Genomic DNA, 16,449 nt, shown 5'->3' with positions numbered 1-16,449 from the left:
ACCGCTGAAATGAGAAACCCGCTGAATGAGCGTTCAGCGGGTTTTTTGTTGTTCGGGATTTAATAACGGCTACATCGCTCGAGGAAATATCCGACAACCTTTTCAGGTTGTCCGTCGGAAGTGCCAAGTCCAGCCTTTGTCCATCACAAACACTTCAATCCACTTGAGGTTCAAAGATGGAATTGCCGGACGCAATTACTCCCAGGGTTAACTCGAACACCGCGCTTGGGCAGGCGCTAATTTCGATGTTCAAATCCGTCGAGTTGGAACTAGTCGGTGAGCGGGCAGAGCCAGGGGCGGTCAAGGTTATCGTGTTCGGAGGGTGCGCCGTTCACCTCTACACTCATCACCGCGTGTCAACTGATGTTGACGCTGAGATTTACTATGCAAATCTCCCACAGAGTCTTCACCTGCAGACCTTGCTCGCAGAAGTACCTGAACAATTTGTTGATGAGCAATCCGGCCGATTGATGGAGCTGAACTACGACCTTCAATACAACACCAGCTTCGGTCCAATTCATGAAGACTACTGGGAACGGAGTCTTCCCCTTGCAGATTTCTCCATAGAGTCACCGCTGCATGTCCATATTGCTGCTCCTGTCGACATCGCAATATCCAAACTAGGTAGAGCGACAGACCAGGATATTGGCGACGTCATGGCGCTGCTCCGGGCGGGTTTTATACTGACCACTGAACTCCGTTGTCTGGCATTGCAGGCAATTGATGTATATGTTGGCAACAAAGAGCCACCGACCTCCGTTCTCACCAATATCTTGCAAGATTACCTGGAGACTACAGATGGCGACGCCCCATAGCGGCCACGTCCTCTCATCCGCCTTGGACACCTTGGTCAAAAAACCTTTGAATCAAGCAGATGACGCTGCGCTGGTGCGCGCAGCTAAAGTTGTCTGGTATTCGAAGGATGACCTTGTGAGTGAAGTCGAAGCCTTCCTGAGTCTTCACGCTGACGAGCTCGAAGTTCGCCGCGCAGGTTACTTGCTCGAGCGGTTCACGCGCTTTGCATGTGTTTCTGATAGCCGTGTCTTGGAAGCCTTCGGCGCTCTTAAGCTTTTTTTACGCTCGACGTCCAGACTGGAAGTGAGGTCGCAGGTAGCGACTGTTCCGCTTCGCAAGCGCCGCGATGAGCTCGCGGCTTCTTGGGGGCTGAGTGAGGGGCTTGGTCTTAAGGCTCAGACTCTCATGCCTTTCCAGACTCGACATTACGAAGCTGAGCAGCACGCCACGTCTGCTTGAGTTTATGTGGTACTACGCCGAACCATAGATGTGGGAGCGAGCTTGCTCGCGATGACTGACTGTCAGGCGCGAACAATCTAAACCTTGGCTCTCACCTCACTACGATTAACCAACGCCTCCAGCGCCCCACTCAAACTCGGCGCCTTGTCACCAATCAGTAGATGCCAAACCCCTCCGTCCAACTGGCTGACGCCCTGGCAACCCAGCGTCTTCAAATCACACTCCGACAACGCCTTGCCATCCGCCAATTGCAATCGAATCCGGGTCATGGCGATGCAATCCATCTGCAGTACGTTCTCGCCGCCACCCAAAGCGTTCAGCCATTGCTGTGCTTCTGAATTCGCTACCGCAGCAGGTTTCGGCGTATCGATAACAGCAGGAGGGGAGGAAACAAGTGCGCGCCCCAAGGCCGGCATCGCCAATCGAATCTCATCAGCAATGCTGTCCGCCATCGGCCCGACCACCACCTGCAAACTCCCGCCCTTGCCTGGCCGCACCACCGCCATCGCGCCCAGTGCTTTCAGCTCCGCATCGTTTGCCTTGTTGCGATCAACCATGTCCAGCCGCAACCGCGTGGTGCACGCACCTACGGTGATCAAATTCTGCGCCCCACCCAACGCCTTGATGTAAGCCCCGGCCCGCTCATTCTCGGCGACCACAACCTTGTCGCCCATCGGCACCTCTTCGCGCCCCGGCGTCTTGAGGTTGAAGCGGCGAATGCAGAAATCAAATACCACGTAGTAAATCACCGCATACGCCAAGCCAACCGGTACCACCAACCAGCCGTTGGTGGATTTACCCCAGCCGAGAATCATGTCGATGAAGCCACCGGAAAACGTAAACCCGAGGTGAATGTTCAGCAGGTTGGTGATCGCCATCGACAGGCCAGTCAGCAACGCATGCACTAGATAAAGCAGCGGCGCGAGGAACATGAAGGCGAATTCGATCGGCTCCGTCACACCCGTTAAAAACGATGTCAGCGCCATCGACAGGAAGATCCCGCCCATGACCTTGCGGCGCTCCGGCAAGGCATTGCGGTACATCGCCAGGCACGCGGCGGGCAGGCCGAAGATCATCATCGGGAACATTCCGGTCATGAACTGGCCGCCCTTCGGGTCGCCGGCGAAGTAGCGCGACAGGTCGCCGGTGACGATGGCGCCCGTGGTCGGGTCGGTGAAGTTGCCGAAGACGAACCACGCCATGTTGTTGAGGATGTGATGCAGCCCGGTGACGATCAGCAGGCGGTTGAACACGCCGAAGACGAACGCGCCGAAGCTGCCGCTCTCCATCATCAACGTGCCGAAGCTGTTGATGCCGTGCTGGATCGGTGGCCAGATCAGGCCGAAGATTACGCCGAGGCCGACGGCGGCGAACCCGGTGACAATCGGCACGAAGCGCCGACCACCGAAGAACGCCAGGTATTCCGGCAGCTTGATGTCCTTGAATCGGTTATACAGCGCGCCAGCCATCAAGCCGCTGATGATCCCGGCGAGCATGCCCATGTTGATGCTCGCGTCGAGCACCTTGAGGGTGGAGATCATCACCAGGTAGCCAATCACTCCGGCGAGGCCTGCCGTGCCGTTGTTGTCCTTGGCGAAACCGACCGCGATGCCGATGGCGAAGATCATTGCCAGGTTGGCGAAGATCACCTGGCCGGCGTCGTGAATGATTGCGATGTTCAGCAGGTCGGTGTCACCCAAACGCAGCAACAGACCGGCAATCGGCAGGATCGCGATCGGCAGCATCAGCGCGCGGCCGAGGCGCTGCAGGCCTTCGATGAAGTATTGGTACATGGCGGTTCTCCCTGTGTTCTTTTTGTTTTAGAGCTGTTGTAGTTGTTCAGCTCAGAGGCCATTGCTGGTGACAGGCGTGACGCACCGCGCTGGCGCTGCTCAGTTTGAGCAGGTCCTGGCTGATGCGTCGGCATTCGGTGGCGTCGAGGTGGCGCACGCGGTCCTTGATTTCACCGATCTGCACCGGGCTGACCGACAACTCGCTGACCCCCAGGCCAATCAGGACCGGCGTGGCCAGCGGATCAGAGGCGAGTGCGCCGCAGACGCCGACCCAGCGGTTATGCACCGCAGCACCGGCGCAGGTCTGGGCGATCAATCGCAGCAATGCCGGGTGCAGGGCGTCGACCCGCGAGGCGAGGCCGGCGTGGTCGCGGTCCATGGCCAGGGTGTATTGGGACAAATCGTTGGTGCCGATGGACAGGAAGTCCGCGTGTTCGGCCAGTTGCTCGGCCAGCAATGCGGCGGCGGGGACTTCAATCATCACGCCCAGCTCAGGGCGCTCATTCACACCGAGTTCAGTGCACAACGCGTCGAGGCGCAGGCGGATGTGCAGCAGCTCATCGACTTCGGTGACCATCGGCAACAGGATCCGACACCGGGAGAGCGGGCTGACATGCAGCAGCGCGCGCAGTTGCTGATCGAGCAATTCCGGGCGGACCTGAGCCAGACGAATGCCACGCAAGCCCAGCACCGGATTGGCCTCGGCCGGCAGCGGCAGGTAGTCGAGTTGCTTGTCACCGCCGACGTCGATGGTACGGATGATCACCGACTTGTCGCCCATGGCGTCGAGCACGGCCTGGTAGGCGACGCGCTGTTCCTGTTCGTCCGGCGCTGTGTGGCGGTCGACGAAGAGGAACTCGGTGCGCAGCAGGCCGACGCCGTCGGCGCCATTGGCCAGGGCATCTGCCGCTTCAGCGCTGGAGGCCACGTTGGCGGCAACTTCAATCTGCAAACCGTCGAGCGTCAGCGCCGGCGTGTGAGCCTGAGCCTGCTGCTCGGCGCGGCGCTGTTGATGATCGAGTCGCACCTGATGCACCTCGGCCAACCGTTCGGCATTTGGCATCAGTTCGAGACGACCGCCATCGGCATCCAGCACAACCGCTTGGCCTTGTGGCTGATCCAGCAGCGTCGAACCCAGTGCAACCAGGCACGGCAAGCCTTTGCCGCGAGCGAGAATGGCGACATGAGAAGTTGCGCCGCCCTCGGCCATGCACAACCCGGCGACACCTTGCTGGCTCAATTGCAGCAAGTCGGACGGCGTCAGTTCATGCGCGGCGACGATCGCGCCGGCCGGTACGTCGTAGTGCCAGATTTCGCCGAGCAGGGCGCGCAGCACGCGTTGTTTGAGGTCGCGAAGATCGTTGGCGCGTTCGGCCAACAACGGGCTACCGAGTTGCTGGAGAACCTCGCACTGCACGTCGATCGATTGACTCCAGGCGTGGGTCGCGGCCATGCCTTGGTCGATGGAAGTGTTGGCGGCGTCCAGCAGCGCCGGGTCTTCGAGCAAGGCGAGGTGGGCGGCGAAGATCGCTTCTTCGTCGGTGTTTTTATGTTTCCTGGCTTGGGCCAGTGTGTGGTCGATTTCGCTGCGCACGACGGTCAGTGCAGTGGCGAGGGTTTTCAGTTGTTGCTCGGGATCATGGTGGCCGGCGTCCACCGGCAGGCTGATGGCGTTCAAGCGAAACAACGGCCCACCCACCAAGCCGGGAGCGGCGCAGACGCCGTGCAGCACACCGGCTTCGGCTGCCCTATTACGCTGAGAAATCGATGTCGGCGCCGCGACGTGGCTGTCTTCGGCCAGCGCTGTGGACAAGGCGATCAGCAACGCTTGCAATGCCGCTTCGGCGTCCGGGCCCTGGCAGCTGACTTGAACCTCGTCCTGCTCGCCGACGGCCAAACCCATCAGCCCGATCAAGCTGTCGCAGGTCGCGGATTTGCCGGCGAAATGCAGCTGCGATTTACTCTTGAACCCTTGCGCTGTCTGACGAATCAGCGCCGCCGGCCGGGCGTGCAGACCGCCACGGTGGGCGATGCGAATGTGGCCGTAAATCTCTTCTCCCGACAACTCCATTTCAGTCAGCGCATCGGGTGCGTGTCGACGAATGATGTGCAGCAATGGCTCGCCGACCTTCACTGATTTCAGCGTAATAGGCCGCGCCTGAAAGTCCTGGCTGTTGGTCAGGATCATCAAGCTGACGAGGCTTTTACATCGCTGCGCGACCTTGTCCAGGTCATAGCGCAACAGCGGTTGGCCGTTGCTGACTCGCGCACCTTCCTTGACCAGCATCGAGAAGCCTTCGCCCTGCAACTCGACGGTGTCGAGGCCCAGGTGCAATAGCAATTCGGCGCCGTTATCCGCACGCAAGGTGACGGCGTGGCCGGTGCGGGCGACGTGCACCACGACGCCGGCGCACGGTGCGTGCAGGGTGTCGTTCAGCGGATCGATGGCGATCCCGTCGCCCATGGCGCCGCTGGCGAACACCGGGTCCGGGACTGTGGCGAGCGTGAGCACCGGGCCGCTGAGCGGGGCGCTGAGGGTCAGCTCTTTATTATTGTTGTGCATGGCTCGGTCTCATCAATAAAAACTACGATTCGGAGCAACTCGCCCTGTAGCAGCTGTCGAGTGAAACGAGGCTGCGATCTTTTGATCCTGCGCTGAAAAGATCGCAGCCTCGTTTCACTCGACAGCTGCTACAGGGTTCTCCACTCAATGCGTGCGCGTTACTTTGCTCAAGTGCCGCGGCTGGTCCGGGTCCATGCCACGGGCGACAGCCAGGCCTGCGGCCATGACGTAGAAACTCTGGATCGCCAGGATCGGATCAAACATCGGGTGTTCGGCGCGGCTCAGGGTGAGGTCGCGTTCGACGACGTCATCCGGCGCGGCCAGCAGGACGCGAGCACCACGCTGGCGCATGTCGGCGGCGAGGCTCAGCAAACCGGCCTGCTCGGCACCGCGTGGGGCGAAGATCAGCAGTGGATAATTTTCGTCGATCAACGCCATCGGCCCGTGACGGACCTCGGCACTGCTGAAGGCTTCGGCCTGGATCGCCGAGGTTTCCTTGAATTTCAGTGCGGCTTCCTGGGCGATGGCGAAACCGGCGCCACGGCCAATCACCATCAGGTGCTGGCAATCACGCAGGGCGTCGATGGCCACGCTCCAGTCCTGTTTCGCCGCGTCGCGCAAACCTTCCGGCAGCGCGAGGCCGGCCTCCAGTAATTCCACATCCTCTTTCCAATGGGCGATCAGACGGGCGCTGGCGCTGAGGGTGGCGATAAAACTCTTGGTCGCCGCGACGCTGTTTTCGGTGCCGGCACACAGCGGCAGGCTGAACTCACAGGCGGCCTCCAGCGGCGAACTCTCGGCATTGACCATCGAAATGCTCAGGGCGCCACGCTTGCGCAGCAGACGCATGCTGTTCACCAGATCGGGACTTTGCCCGGACTGCGAGAAGGCGAACGCCACTTGGCCGCTGACCTTCAACGGCGCTTGCTGCATGGTCACCACCGACATCGGCAACGACGCCACCGGAATGCCCAGTTGCTGCATGGTCAGGTAGGCGAAGTAACTGGCAGCATGGTCGGAGCTGCCGCGAGCGACAGTCATCGCCACTTGCGGCGGCTGACGACGCAGGCGCCCGGCGATCTCGATCATCTGTGGGTCGAGTTGTTGCAATTGGGCGTGCACGGCCTCGCTCGAGGACAGCGCCTCTTCAAGCATTTTTGAAGTCAATGTCTTCTCCTTCGACCATGACGGCGGTCAGTGTGAGTGAGCGATCGAGCCGCACGCAGTCGGCCCAGCTGCCGGGTTGCAGGCGCCCGCGTTCGGTGATGCCGAGGTAGTCGGCGGGGAATTGCGAAAGACGTTGCGAGGCCTCGGCGATCGGCAAGCCGATCTTCACCAGATTGCGCAGGGCTTGATCCATAGTCAGCGTGCTGCCGGCGAGAGTGCCGTCGGGCAAGCGCACGCCACCCAGGCATTTGGTCACGGTGTGGCTGCCAAGCTTGTATTCGCCGTCGGGCATGCCGGCGGCGGCGGTGGAATCGGTGACGCAGTACAGGCATGGGATCGAGCGCAAGGCCACACGGATGGCGCCGGGGTGTACGTGCAGTAAATCCGGAATCAATTCGGCGTATGTGGCGTGAGCCAGTGCCGCGCCGACGATGCCTGGCTCGCGGTGATGCAGCGGGCTCATGGCGTTGTAGAGGTGGGTGAAACTGCTGGCGCCGGCCGCAAGCGCAGCCACGCCTTCCTCGTAACTGCCGAGCGTGTGGCCGATTTGCATGCGCACGCCGCGAGCGCTGAGGGCGCGGATCAACGCATCGTGGCCGGCGATTTCCGGGGCGATGGTGATCACCCGGATCGGCGCCAAGGCCAGGTATTCTTCGACTTCGGCCATCAACGCGGTGTGGGCGAAGTTCGGTTGGGCGCCGAGTTTTCCGGGGTTGATGTAGGGGCCTTCCAGGTGCACACCCAGTACCCGGGCACTGCCTTTTGGCCGCCACTCACAGAACTTGCCGAGGGCTTTGAGCACGCTGGAAATCTCTTCGCTCGGCGCGGTCATGGTGGTCGCCAGTATCGACGTGGTACCGAAACGCACGTGGGTTCTGGTGATGGTCTCGAAGGCGGTTGCGCCTTCCATGATGTCTTTGCCGCCACCGCCGTGAACGTGCAGGTCGATAAAACCCGGCAGCAGGTAAGGCAGGTCGTTGTCGGCCGGATCGCACGGTTGGCCTTCGATCGACACGACCTTGCCGTGTTCATGAATCAGCCGGCCGCGAACCCAGCCGTGGGCGGTGAGGATGTTGTCTTCGGACATGATCGGTTCTCTCGTTTAGCGGCGTGGCTGATCAGCGGCGCAGCTCTGCAACAAAGTCGTAGTAGTCGTTGCGGCAATAGGTGTCGGTGACTTCGATCGGCGTGTTGTCTTCGAGGTAGCCGACACGGGTCATCAGCAGCATGGCGGTGCCGGGGGCGATGCCCACCAGGGCGGCGAATTCATCCGAGGCGTTGATCGCCTGAATGTGCTGCAGGGCGCGGACAATCGGCTTGCCGATGCCGTCGAGGTATTCGTAGAGGGAGTCGCCCACCGCTTGCGGCTTGGGAATGATCGAGGCGGGCAGGGTGCTCATCTCGATCGCCATGACCGTGTCGTCGGCTTTACGCAGACGTTTGAGCCGCGCGACCTTATCATTCGGCGAGAGGCCGAGGCGGATCAGTTCTTCGTGGGTCGGCGGAGTGATTTCCCGTTCCAGCCATTGGGAGCCGGGGACGAAGCCCTTCAGCCGCAGCATTTCGCTGAAACCCGAGAGGCGCGACAGCGGTTGTTCCAGGCGTGGGGTGATAAACGTGCCGGAACCTTGGTTGCGTCGGATCAGACCTTGTTCGAACAGCACTTCCAACGCCTTGCGCGCGGTGACACGGGAGATGCCCAGCATTTCGCTGAGGTTGCGCTCCGACGGCATGGCCTGTTCGGCTTTCCACTGGCCGGCATGGATCGCCGCTTCCAGGTTGCGCGCCAGTTGCAGGTACAACGGCGTGGGCTGGGTGTCGTCAGGGCGTAGGGCCTGGAGGTCATTCATGTAGGTTTGGTCCGATGCGGATATAGGTTTGTTGTCGCTCGGTGGTGAGAAGAAATTAATACCACTTAAATACCATGTCAATGCCACCACTTTGCTTTGGTCGCGGGAAAGCCTGCCCAGTTGGATAGGCTGAAGGGTTGTTGGCTTGAAGTGGTATTAGAGGTGGGGATTTCGAAAGCAAAGATCGCAGCCTTCAACAGCGCCTACGGGTGAAATTGGTATCTACCCGGTAGGCGCTGTCGCAGGCTGCGATCTTTTGATTTTTTTTTCGATGAGCGACCGAAGGTAGCCGTTACGGACGAATCTCGATCATCGTGCCGTCCGGCACCAGATTCCAGACTTCGCGCATGTCCATATTGCGCATGGCGATGCAGCCGTCGGTCCAGTCCAGCGTGTGGAACAGGTCTTCGGGGTTTTCTTCGGTGTCCGGGGTGCCGTGGATCATGATCATGCCACCGGGCTCGACGCCTTCGCGCCGGGCGCGGGCGGAGTCGCTGATGTTCGGGTAGGAGATGTGCATCGACAGGTTGAAACGGTCACTGGTCTTGCGCCAGTCCATCCAATAAAAACCTTCAGGCGTGCGTTTGTCGCCTTCCATGAGTTTCGGGCCGACGGGTCTTTTTCCCAATGAGATGCGATAGGTCTTGAGCGGTTTGCCGTCATTGATCAATTGCAATTGGTGGGCGGATTTGAGAACCAGGATTTTTTCGATGACTTTGCCGTCCAGGGTTTCCGCAACGGAAGCCTGGGAGATAACGACAAATGACAAGCAAAACAGGGCAAGCAGCCAGCGCATTGAAACGATATCCCTAAGAGGTGTCGCGACTATTAAGTTATAGGTGATTTTAGAACCAGGAGCGTTATGAGATGGCAGGCTGAGCAAGCGGCGGGATCGACTCGGACCGCACGGGGTAGACCTCGGTCCGCCGGTCAGCGAAGAAACATTCTAAGGTACGGCCCACTGTGCGGAAAGCCAGCTCGGACCAAGGGATGTCGGCTTCTTCGAAAAGCTGCACTTCCAGGCTCTCTTGACCGGCGGCAAAATCCAGGTCCGCAAGCTCGGCGCGGAAGAACACATGCACTTGGCTGATGTGCGGCACGTCGATCAACGTATAGAGGGTCAGGTTGCGTACCCGCGCGCAGGCTTCTTCGGCCGTCTCGCGAATGGCCGCCTGCTCGATGGTTTCACCGTTCTCCATGAAACCGGCGGGCAGGGTCCAATAACCGAGCCGAGGCTCGATGGCGCGTCGGCACAGCAAGACCTTGGAGCCCCAAGTCGCCACGCAACCGGCGACGATATTGGGGTTCTGGTAGTGAATCGCCTGACAGCTGTCACAGACAAAACGCAGGCGCGAATCGCCTTCTGGGATGCGCTGGGTCACCGGGTTGCCGCACTGACTGCAAAATTTCATGCTTGGGTTCCTGAATGCTGCGCCTATCTTGGCGTGCGGCGGTGTCTGTCGGCAAGTTGTCGTTTAGCGACATGCAGCGGTTATGGGGTTGGGCGGTCGGTTCGATTGGTGCATGATGCAAAGTAGAGAACAAATCGAGAAGACTCATGCTGGACGAGCTACTTCACCGGGTAAGCAACCACACGCCGCTAACCCTGGAAACCGACCGACGTTTCCCCGAAGCCGCGGTATTAGTGCCCATCACCCGCAGTGACGAACCTGAACTGGTTCTGACCCTGCGCGCCAGCGGGCTCTCGACCCATGGCGGTGAAGTGGCCTTTCCCGGTGGTCGACGTGACCCTGAAGACCCTGACCTGATTTTCACTGCGCTACGTGAGGCCCAAGAAGAAATTGGCCTGCCGCCGGGGCTGGTCGAAGTGATCGGCCCGCTGAGCCCGTTGATCTCCCTGCACGGCATCAAGGTCACCCCCTATGTCGGTGTGATTCCGGACTTTGTCGAGTACCAGGCCAACGACGCCGAGATTGCCGCAGTCTTCAGCGTACCGCTGGAGTTCTTCCGCAAGGATCCGCGCGAACACACCCATCGCATCGATTACCAGGGCCGCAGTTGGTACGTGCCGAGCTATCGCTATGGCGAGTACAAAATCTGGGGCCTCACGGCGATTATGATCGTCGAGTTGATCAACCTGCTCTATGACACCAAAATCAGCCTGCATCAGCCGCCCAATACTTTTATCGACACCTGAAGCCATCGCTCGTATGGCCTGAACCCTGCTTTTTCAAGTGAGCCTGCCTGGCCTTGAGGACAATAAGATGAAATATCGCCTGGGCGACGCCCGCGTCGAAACCCATCCGCAGAGCTGGGTCGCACCCAATGCCGTGCTGGTGGGCAAGGTCAAATTGGAAGAGGGCGCCAACGTCTGGTTCAACGCCGTGCTGCGAGGCGACAATGAACTGATCCTGATCGGCAAGAACAGCAACGTTCAGGACGGCACGGTGATGCACACCGACATGGGTTACCCGCTGACCATCGGCACCGGCGTGACCATCGGCCATAACGCCATGCTTCATGGTTGTACGGTGGGCGATTACAGCTTGATCGGCATTAACGCGGTGATCCTCAACGGCGCGAAAATCGGCAAGAACTGCATCATTGGCGCCAACTCGCTGATCGGTGAGGGCAAGGAGATTCCAGACGGTTCGCTGGTCATGGGCTCGCCGGGCAAAGTGGTGCGCGAACTGACCGAGCCGCAGAAAAAAATGCTGGAGGCCAGCGCTGCTCACTATGTGCATAACTCGCAACGTTATGCCCGCGATCTGGTTGAGCAGGAAGAATGAACACCCCCGAACGCCCGGTTCGATCGCCCTGCGTGAATATCTGCGCGCTGGACGAGGATGATGTTTGCACCGGGTGTCAGCGCACGGTGGAAGAGATCACGTGCTGGAGCCGGATGGACAACGAGGAGCGGCGCAAGGTGTTGGGGTTGTGTCATGAGCGGGCCAAATCGAGTGGTCTGCTCTGGATGATCGGCAAAACTCCCAACCTGTAGCAGCTGGCGAAGCCTGCGTTCGGCTGCGTAGCAGTCGTGAAATCAGTCGACCGGTTCTTTCAGGTAAGCCGTGGACTCAGGATTCACGACTGCTGCGCAGCCGAACGCAGGCTTCGCCAGCTGCTACAGGATTCGCGTTGGGTTTGGTGCTTGTGTATGACTGAAGTACCCTGCACGCCAAAATTGACAGGTATCCCGCCACCCCATGCTCTTCCTGATCGCTTACATCAGCAGCGTCGTGCTGATCAACTACGCCTTTTCCACCGCTCCACAACTGGACATCATCTGGTCGGCCTGGGGTGGTTTGGTGTTCGTTTTGCGCGACATGGTGCAAACCCGTTTTGGCCATGGCGCGATCGCGGCGATGCTGGCGGCGCTGGTACTGTCCTACGTGACGTCCGATCCGTCCATCGCGCTGGCCAGCGCCACGGCCTTCGCGGTGTCCGAGTGCATCGACTGGCTGGTGTTCAGCATTACCAAGCGTCCCTTGCACGATCGCCTGTGGATAAGTTCGGCGCTGAGTATTCCCCTCGATACATTCATCTTTTTCGGCATGATCGATGCGTTCACCCCAGGCGTGATCCTCACCGCCATGGGCTCGAAGTTCGCGGGCGTCACGGCCGTGTGGCTGATCATGGCCTGGCGCTTGCGCAAACAGGCCGTCGCCAGCTGAAGCCAAACCCCTCGGTTCATGTAAAATGCCGCGCTTTCTCCCCATGGGAAGCGCGCCAGGCGCGACCCTCGATGATCCGCTTCTGAGGACCTGAGATGACCCGTATCGGAACTCCATTGTCGCCAACCGCGACCCGCGTATTGCTGTGTGGCTGTGGCGAGTTGGGCAAGGAAGTGGTGATCGAGCTGCAACGCCTGGGCGTTGAAGTGATTGCCGTGGATCGCTATGCCAATGCGCCGGCCATGCAGGTCGCCCATCGCAGCCATGTGATCAACATGCTCGACGGCGCCGCCCTGCGTGCGGTGATCGAGGCCGAAAAGCCGCACTTCATCGTGCCGGAAATCGAAGCCATTGCCACCGCGACCCTCGTGGAACTGGAAGCCGAAGGCTTCACCGTGATCCCGACCGCTCGCGCCGCGCAGTTGACCATGAACCGCGAAGGCATCCGTCGCCTGGCTGCTGAAGAGCTGGACCTGCCGACCTCGCCGTACCACTTCGCCGACACCTTCGAAGATTACAGCAAGGCCGTCCAGAACCTGGGCTTCCCTTGCGTGGTCAAGCCGGTCATGAGTTCGTCGGGCAAAGGCCAGAGCCTGCTGCGCAGTGCCGATGACGTGAAAACCGCTTGGGATTACGCGCAAGAAGGCGGCCGCGCCGGTAAAGGCCGCGTGATCGTCGAAGGCTTTATCGATTTCGACTACGAAATCACCCTGTTGACCGTGCGTCACGTCGGTGGCACAACGTTCTGCGCGCCAGTCGGTCACCGTCAGGAGAAGGGCGACTATCAGGAATCCTGGCAGCCACAAGCCATGAGCCCGATTGCCCTGGCCGAATCCGAGCGCGTTGCCAAAGCCGTCACTGAAGCCCTGGGTGGCCGTGGTCTGTTTGGTGTTGAGCTGTTCATCAAAGGTGATCAAGTCTGGTTCAGTGAAGTCTCGCCGCGTCCACATGATACGGGTTTGGTGACGTTGATTTCCCAGGACCTGTCGCAGTTCGCGCTGCACGCGCGGGCGATTCTAGGCTTGCCGATTCCGTTGATCCGTCAGTTCGGGCCTTCGGCTTCGGCGGTCATTCTGGTGGAAGGGCAGTCGACTCAGACAGCTTTCGCCAATCTGGGGGCCGCGTTGAGCGAGCCGGACACGGCGTTGCGTCTGTTCGGCAAGCCTGAGGTGAATGGTCAGCGTCGGATGGGTGTGGCGTTGGCGCGGGATGAGTCGATTGAAGCGGCTCGTGCTAAAGCGACCCGTGCATCCCAAGCAGTTGTTGTAGAGCTGTAACCGAGGCGCACCCTTCGCGGGCAAGTCGGATCGCCGCACCGCTCGCTCCTACAGGATTAGGTCAATCCATAAGCATGTATTCGACCTGGGACCGTAGGAGCGAGGCTTGCCCGCGAAGCTTTTTCTATCAGGCAACCCGATTCAAATCGTTATTTCGCGTTTCCTTCAGGCACAGCACAGCAATCAAACTCAGCACCGCCGCCCCCGACACATACCCATCGACATAACTCAACCCCCCCCCCCATCGCCACCAGCTTCTGTGCGAAGAACGGTGCCGCTGAGGCGCCGACAATGCCGCCCAGATTGTAGGCCGCCGACGCACCGGTATCACGCACGTGAGTTGGGAACAGCTCCGGCAGCAGTGCGCCCATTGGTGCAGACGTCACGCCCATCAGAAACAGCTCGATGCACAGGAACAGCGCCACGCCCCAGGTTGAACCTTGGGTCAGCAGCGGTTCCATCAGGAATCCGGACAAAATCGCCAGCACGCCACCGATGATCAGCACCGGTTTGCGCCCGAAACGATCGCTGGCCCAGGCCGACAGCGGGGTGGCAGCGGATCCCTGACAGTCATGTGCCCCAGTGGAGCGAATTATTATGGTCGAACACCCAGGGATGTGGGTTTAACGCAGAGTGCGGGTAGCACTTGGGTATGGCGGGGCTTGGGTAAGCGGCTCGCCACACGGCACGTGTCGGGCTTTAGATAGCGGCGGGAACCGAACTGATATGCCAGATCAAAACCCGGCTGACGCGATTGTCTTCCGTCTCCAGAATCTCCAGGCGATAACGCCCGATCTTCAGGCATACCGCACTTTCTGGAATCGTCTCCAACGCCTCGGTCACCAATCCGTTGAGGGTTTTCGGACCATCGCTGGGCAGGTGCCAGCCGAGGCTCTTGTTCAGTTCGCGAATCGACGCTGCACCTTCGATTACCAGGCGGCCATCCGCTTGCGGATGGATGTGCGGGTTATCCAGGCTGTGCTGGCTTTCGAACTCGCCGACGATTTCTTCGAGAATGTCCTCCAGGGTCACGATGCCCAGCACTTCGCCGTACTCGTCGACCACCATGCCCAGGCGTCGCTGTTGTTTGTGGAAATTCAACAGTTGCAGCTGCAGCGGGGTGCTTTCCGGTACGAAGTAGGGGTCGTGGCTGGCCGCCAAGAGCGCTTCCATGGTCAGGCTGGAATCGTGCAATAAGTGACGGATCTGCCGGGTGTTGAGCACCGCTTCGACCTGGTTGATGTCGCTGTGGAACACCGGCAGGCGTGTGCGTTTGTTTTTGCGCAGTTGCTCGATGATGTCTGAGAGGGAGTCGTCCAGGTTGATCCCCTCGACGTCACTGCGTGGCACCAGAATGTCGTTGACCGTGATGTTGTCCAGCGCATGGATACCTGACAGCGGGTGCGGGCGGCACACGGCGTGCTCGTGATCGTTGTGCCGATCGTTCGGTGCCTCGTCTTCGCTCTGCTGCACCACTTTGACTTTGCGGGCGAACGGTCGCACCAGCAACTGGCTGATGCCATTGAGCAGCCAGGCGGCGGGATAGACGATTTTCAGTGGCGCGCCAAGCAAGGTGTTGCCCAAGGTCAGGACGGCGTCCGGATAGCGAGCGGCGAGGGTGCGCGGCAGGTAGTCGGCGAACACCAGAAGCACGGCGCCAGCCCCGAGGCAGGCCACCCATGGACCGTTTTCCGCCCAGGCGAAAATCGCCAGCAATGTGCTGATGACCACAACCAATGCGCGGCACAGGGTGTTGCAGAGGATCAGGCTATTGAGCGCAAAGCTTAGCTTTGCCACCGGCTTGTCGTTCGAACGCGAAGCGGTCCGCTGGGCGAGCAACTGCTGTTGTGCAACTTCGATGGCGGTAAACAGCCCCGACCATAAAATCAGCAGGGCCACTACCGCGAGCATCGGCCCTATGGGCAAGTCGTCCATTAATGCCGCCCGTCAGATATGCAGGATGTATTCACGAACCAGCTTACTGCCGAAATACGCCAGCATCAGCAGGCAGAAACCGGCGAGGGTCCAGCGAATGGCCTTGTGTCCGCGCCAGCCGAGGCGGTTACGGCCCCAGAGCAGCACGCTGAATACGATCCAGGCGAGGCACGCCAGCAAGGTTTTGTGCACCAGGTGCTGGGCGAACAGGTTGTCGACGAACAGCCAGCCGGAGATCAGCGACAGCGAGAGCAGGGTCCAGCCGGCCCAGAGGAAGCCGAACAGCAGGCTTTCCATGGTTTGCAGCGGCGGGAAGTTCTTGATCAGGCCGGACGGATGCTTGTGCTTGAGCTGATGGTCTTGAACCAGCAGCAGTAACGCCTGGAACACCGCGATGGTGAACATGCCGTAGGCGAGGATCGACAGCAGGATGTGGGCGAGGATGCCCGGTTCTTCGTCGATGATCTGCACCGTGCCGGCGGGGGCGAACTGCGCGAGCAGCACGGTGGCGGCACCGAGCGGGAACAGCAATATAAGCAGGTTCTCCACCGGGATCCGCGAGCAGGCCAGCAGCGTCAGGGCAATCACCGCGGCGGCAATCAGGCTGGCGGCGCTGAAAAAATCCAGGCCCAGGCCGATCGGTGTCAGCAGGTGGGTGAACAGGCTGGCGCTGTGAGCCAGCACGGCAAGCACGCCGAGCGTGACCAACAGGCGCTTGTTCGCCTTGGCGCCGATGGCCAGACGAGTGCTCTGATAGAGGGTCGCAGCGGCATACAAGCAGGCGGCGGCGAGGGTAGTTAGCAAACTGGGTGACAAGGGGAGCATAAATCCTGTTAGGCAAGCCCGAAAGGCGCTGAGTTTGGCATAGAACCCCCGCAGCACGAAAGACCATGCAACCTGACGACGAGGTGTCCGCCAGGCGCAGTCTTCGCTATAATCCGCGACCTGCCCACGCCGCAGGCTCGCCGAGCACAT

The 16,449-nt window shown here is 60.2% G+C and carries 16 protein-coding genes and 1 pseudogene; 7 read left to right on the top strand and 10 right to left on the bottom strand.

Going from position 1 to position 16,449, the window contains the following annotated elements:
* Positions 1 to 176 precede the first annotated feature (176 nt).
* On the top strand, positions 177 to 815 hold the full coding sequence (locus ACYZT3_RS24035) for a DUF6036 family nucleotidyltransferase (RefSeq protein ID WP_462030899.1): 639 nt from the start codon (positions 177 to 179) through the stop codon (positions 813 to 815).
* Positions 799 to 1,254: a hypothetical protein gene (locus ACYZT3_RS24030; RefSeq protein ID WP_282382543.1), complete on the top strand. Its 456-nt coding sequence runs from the start codon at positions 799 to 801 to the stop codon at positions 1,252 to 1,254. The genes ACYZT3_RS24035 and ACYZT3_RS24030 overlap by 17 nt, the downstream gene beginning before the upstream one ends.
* A 77-nt stretch (positions 1,255 to 1,331) precedes the next feature.
* Here ACYZT3_RS24030 and nagE read toward each other — a convergent pair whose 3' ends face one another.
* From nagE to ACYZT3_RS23995, 7 genes are all read right to left on the bottom strand, one after another.
* Positions 1,332 to 3,047: an N-acetylglucosamine-specific PTS transporter subunit IIBC gene (gene nagE / locus ACYZT3_RS24025; protein WP_282382541.1), complete on the bottom strand. Its 1,716-nt coding sequence runs from the start codon at positions 3,045 to 3,047 to the stop codon at positions 1,332 to 1,334.
* Between the two features lie 46 nt (positions 3,048 to 3,093).
* Positions 3,094 to 5,610, bottom strand: a complete 2,517-nt coding sequence (ptsP, locus tag ACYZT3_RS24020) for a phosphoenolpyruvate--protein phosphotransferase (protein ID WP_462030898.1) — start codon at positions 5,608 to 5,610, stop codon at positions 3,094 to 3,096.
* Between the two features lie 144 nt (positions 5,611 to 5,754).
* Positions 5,755 to 6,777 (bottom strand): SIS domain-containing protein, encoded by a 1,023-nt coding sequence (locus ACYZT3_RS24015; protein WP_282382536.1) that lies wholly within the window; start codon positions 6,775 to 6,777, stop codon positions 5,755 to 5,757.
* Positions 6,758 to 7,864: an N-acetylglucosamine-6-phosphate deacetylase gene (gene nagA / locus ACYZT3_RS24010; protein WP_462030897.1), complete on the bottom strand. Its 1,107-nt coding sequence runs from the start codon at positions 7,862 to 7,864 to the stop codon at positions 6,758 to 6,760. Before nagA ends, ACYZT3_RS24015 begins: the two co-directional genes overlap by 20 nt.
* A 31-nt stretch (positions 7,865 to 7,895) precedes the next feature.
* Positions 7,896 to 8,627: a GntR family transcriptional regulator gene (locus ACYZT3_RS24005; protein ID WP_008151596.1), complete on the bottom strand. Its 732-nt coding sequence runs from the start codon at positions 8,625 to 8,627 to the stop codon at positions 7,896 to 7,898.
* Positions 8,628 to 8,919: 292 nt separating this feature from the next.
* Positions 8,920 to 9,423, bottom strand: a complete 504-nt coding sequence (locus ACYZT3_RS24000) for a L,D-transpeptidase family protein (protein ID WP_282382529.1) — start codon at positions 9,421 to 9,423, stop codon at positions 8,920 to 8,922.
* A 64-nt stretch (positions 9,424 to 9,487) separates the two neighbouring features.
* Complete coding sequence (locus tag ACYZT3_RS23995) at positions 9,488 to 10,039, bottom strand: NUDIX hydrolase (protein WP_282382526.1); 552 nt, start codon at positions 10,037 to 10,039, stop codon at positions 9,488 to 9,490.
* A 146-nt stretch (positions 10,040 to 10,185) separates the two neighbouring features.
* Between ACYZT3_RS23995 and ACYZT3_RS23990 the strand changes: the two genes are divergently transcribed.
* The 5 genes from ACYZT3_RS23990 to purT all read left to right on the top strand — a co-directional run bounded on the left by ACYZT3_RS23990 (position 10,186) and on the right by purT (position 13,539).
* On the top strand, positions 10,186 to 10,785 hold the full coding sequence (locus tag ACYZT3_RS23990; protein WP_282382524.1) for a CoA pyrophosphatase: 600 nt from the start codon (positions 10,186 to 10,188) through the stop codon (positions 10,783 to 10,785).
* A gap of 67 nt (positions 10,786 to 10,852) precedes the next feature.
* Positions 10,853 to 11,377 carry a gamma carbonic anhydrase family protein gene (locus tag ACYZT3_RS23985; protein WP_007954617.1) on the top strand — a complete coding sequence of 175 codons (525 nt, stop codon included), beginning with the start codon at positions 10,853 to 10,855 and terminating at the stop codon, positions 11,375 to 11,377.
* A complete protein-coding gene (locus tag ACYZT3_RS23980; RefSeq protein ID WP_282382523.1) occupies positions 11,374 to 11,589 on the top strand; it encodes a DUF1289 domain-containing protein in 216 nt (71 codons plus the stop codon). Before ACYZT3_RS23985 ends, ACYZT3_RS23980 begins: the two co-directional genes overlap by 4 nt.
* A 205-nt stretch (positions 11,590 to 11,794) precedes the next feature.
* Positions 11,795 to 12,262 carry a 7-cyano-7-deazaguanine/7-aminomethyl-7-deazaguanine transporter gene (locus tag ACYZT3_RS23975; protein WP_282377058.1) on the top strand — a complete coding sequence of 156 codons (468 nt, stop codon included), beginning with the start codon at positions 11,795 to 11,797 and terminating at the stop codon, positions 12,260 to 12,262.
* 95 nt (positions 12,263 to 12,357) lie between these two features.
* A complete protein-coding gene (gene purT, locus ACYZT3_RS23970) occupies positions 12,358 to 13,539 on the top strand; it encodes a formate-dependent phosphoribosylglycinamide formyltransferase (protein ID WP_282377057.1) in 1,182 nt (393 codons plus the stop codon).
* Positions 13,540 to 13,666: 127 nt separating this feature from the next.
* Here purT and ACYZT3_RS23965 read toward each other — a convergent pair.
* From ACYZT3_RS23965 to ACYZT3_RS23955, 3 genes and pseudogenes are all read right to left on the bottom strand, one after another.
* Positions 13,667 to 14,099: pseudogene (locus ACYZT3_RS23965) on the bottom strand (MFS transporter); the annotation flags it as partial.
* A gap of 139 nt (positions 14,100 to 14,238) precedes the next feature.
* Positions 14,239 to 15,474, bottom strand: a complete 1,236-nt coding sequence (locus tag ACYZT3_RS23960) for a transporter associated domain-containing protein (protein ID WP_282377056.1) — start codon at positions 15,472 to 15,474, stop codon at positions 14,239 to 14,241.
* 12 nt (positions 15,475 to 15,486) lie between these two features.
* Positions 15,487 to 16,299 (bottom strand): cytochrome C assembly family protein, encoded by an 813-nt coding sequence (locus ACYZT3_RS23955; RefSeq protein ID WP_462030896.1) that lies wholly within the window; start codon positions 16,297 to 16,299, stop codon positions 15,487 to 15,489.
* Positions 16,300 to 16,449: the final 150 nt, after the last annotated feature.

It is taken from the genome of Pseudomonas sp. MDT1-16 (assembly GCF_054898115.1).
This window is presented reverse-complemented; position numbering and strand designations above follow the sequence as displayed.

Bases quoted from the DNA above. Each gene is read 5' to 3' on its own strand.
- ACYZT3_RS24035 (WP_462030899.1), top strand. From the start codon at position 177: ATGGAATTGCCGGACGCAATTACTCCCAGGGTTAACTCGAACACCGCG.
- ACYZT3_RS24030 (WP_282382543.1), top strand. From the start codon at position 799: ATGGCGACGCCCCATAGCGGCCACGTCCTCTCATCCGCCTTGGACACC.
- nagE (WP_282382541.1), bottom strand. From the start codon at position 3,047: ATGTACCAATACTTCATCGAAGGCCTGCAGCGCCTCGGCCGCGCGCTG.
- ptsP (WP_462030898.1), bottom strand. From the start codon at position 5,610: ATGCACAACAATAATAAAGAGCTGACCCTCAGCGCCCCGCTCAGCGGC.
- nagA (WP_462030897.1), bottom strand. From the start codon at position 7,864: ATGTCCGAAGACAACATCCTCACCGCCCACGGCTGGGTTCGCGGCCGG.
- ACYZT3_RS24005 (WP_008151596.1), bottom strand. From the start codon at position 8,627: ATGAATGACCTCCAGGCCCTACGCCCTGACGACACCCAGCCCACGCCG.
- ACYZT3_RS24000 (WP_282382529.1), bottom strand. From the start codon at position 9,423: ATGCGCTGGCTGCTTGCCCTGTTTTGCTTGTCATTTGTCGTTATCTCC.
- ACYZT3_RS23995 (WP_282382526.1), bottom strand. From the start codon at position 10,039: ATGAAATTTTGCAGTCAGTGCGGCAACCCGGTGACCCAGCGCATCCCA.
- ACYZT3_RS23990 (WP_282382524.1), top strand. From the start codon at position 10,186: ATGCTGGACGAGCTACTTCACCGGGTAAGCAACCACACGCCGCTAACC.
- ACYZT3_RS23985 (WP_007954617.1), top strand. From the start codon at position 10,853: ATGAAATATCGCCTGGGCGACGCCCGCGTCGAAACCCATCCGCAGAGC.
- ACYZT3_RS23980 (WP_282382523.1), top strand. From the start codon at position 11,374: ATGAACACCCCCGAACGCCCGGTTCGATCGCCCTGCGTGAATATCTGC.
- ACYZT3_RS23975 (WP_282377058.1), top strand. From the start codon at position 11,795: ATGCTCTTCCTGATCGCTTACATCAGCAGCGTCGTGCTGATCAACTAC.
- purT (WP_282377057.1), top strand. From the start codon at position 12,358: ATGACCCGTATCGGAACTCCATTGTCGCCAACCGCGACCCGCGTATTG.
- ACYZT3_RS23960 (WP_282377056.1), bottom strand. From the start codon at position 15,474: ATGGACGACTTGCCCATAGGGCCGATGCTCGCGGTAGTGGCCCTGCTG.
- ACYZT3_RS23955 (WP_462030896.1), bottom strand. From the start codon at position 16,299: ATGCTCCCCTTGTCACCCAGTTTGCTAACTACCCTCGCCGCCGCCTGC.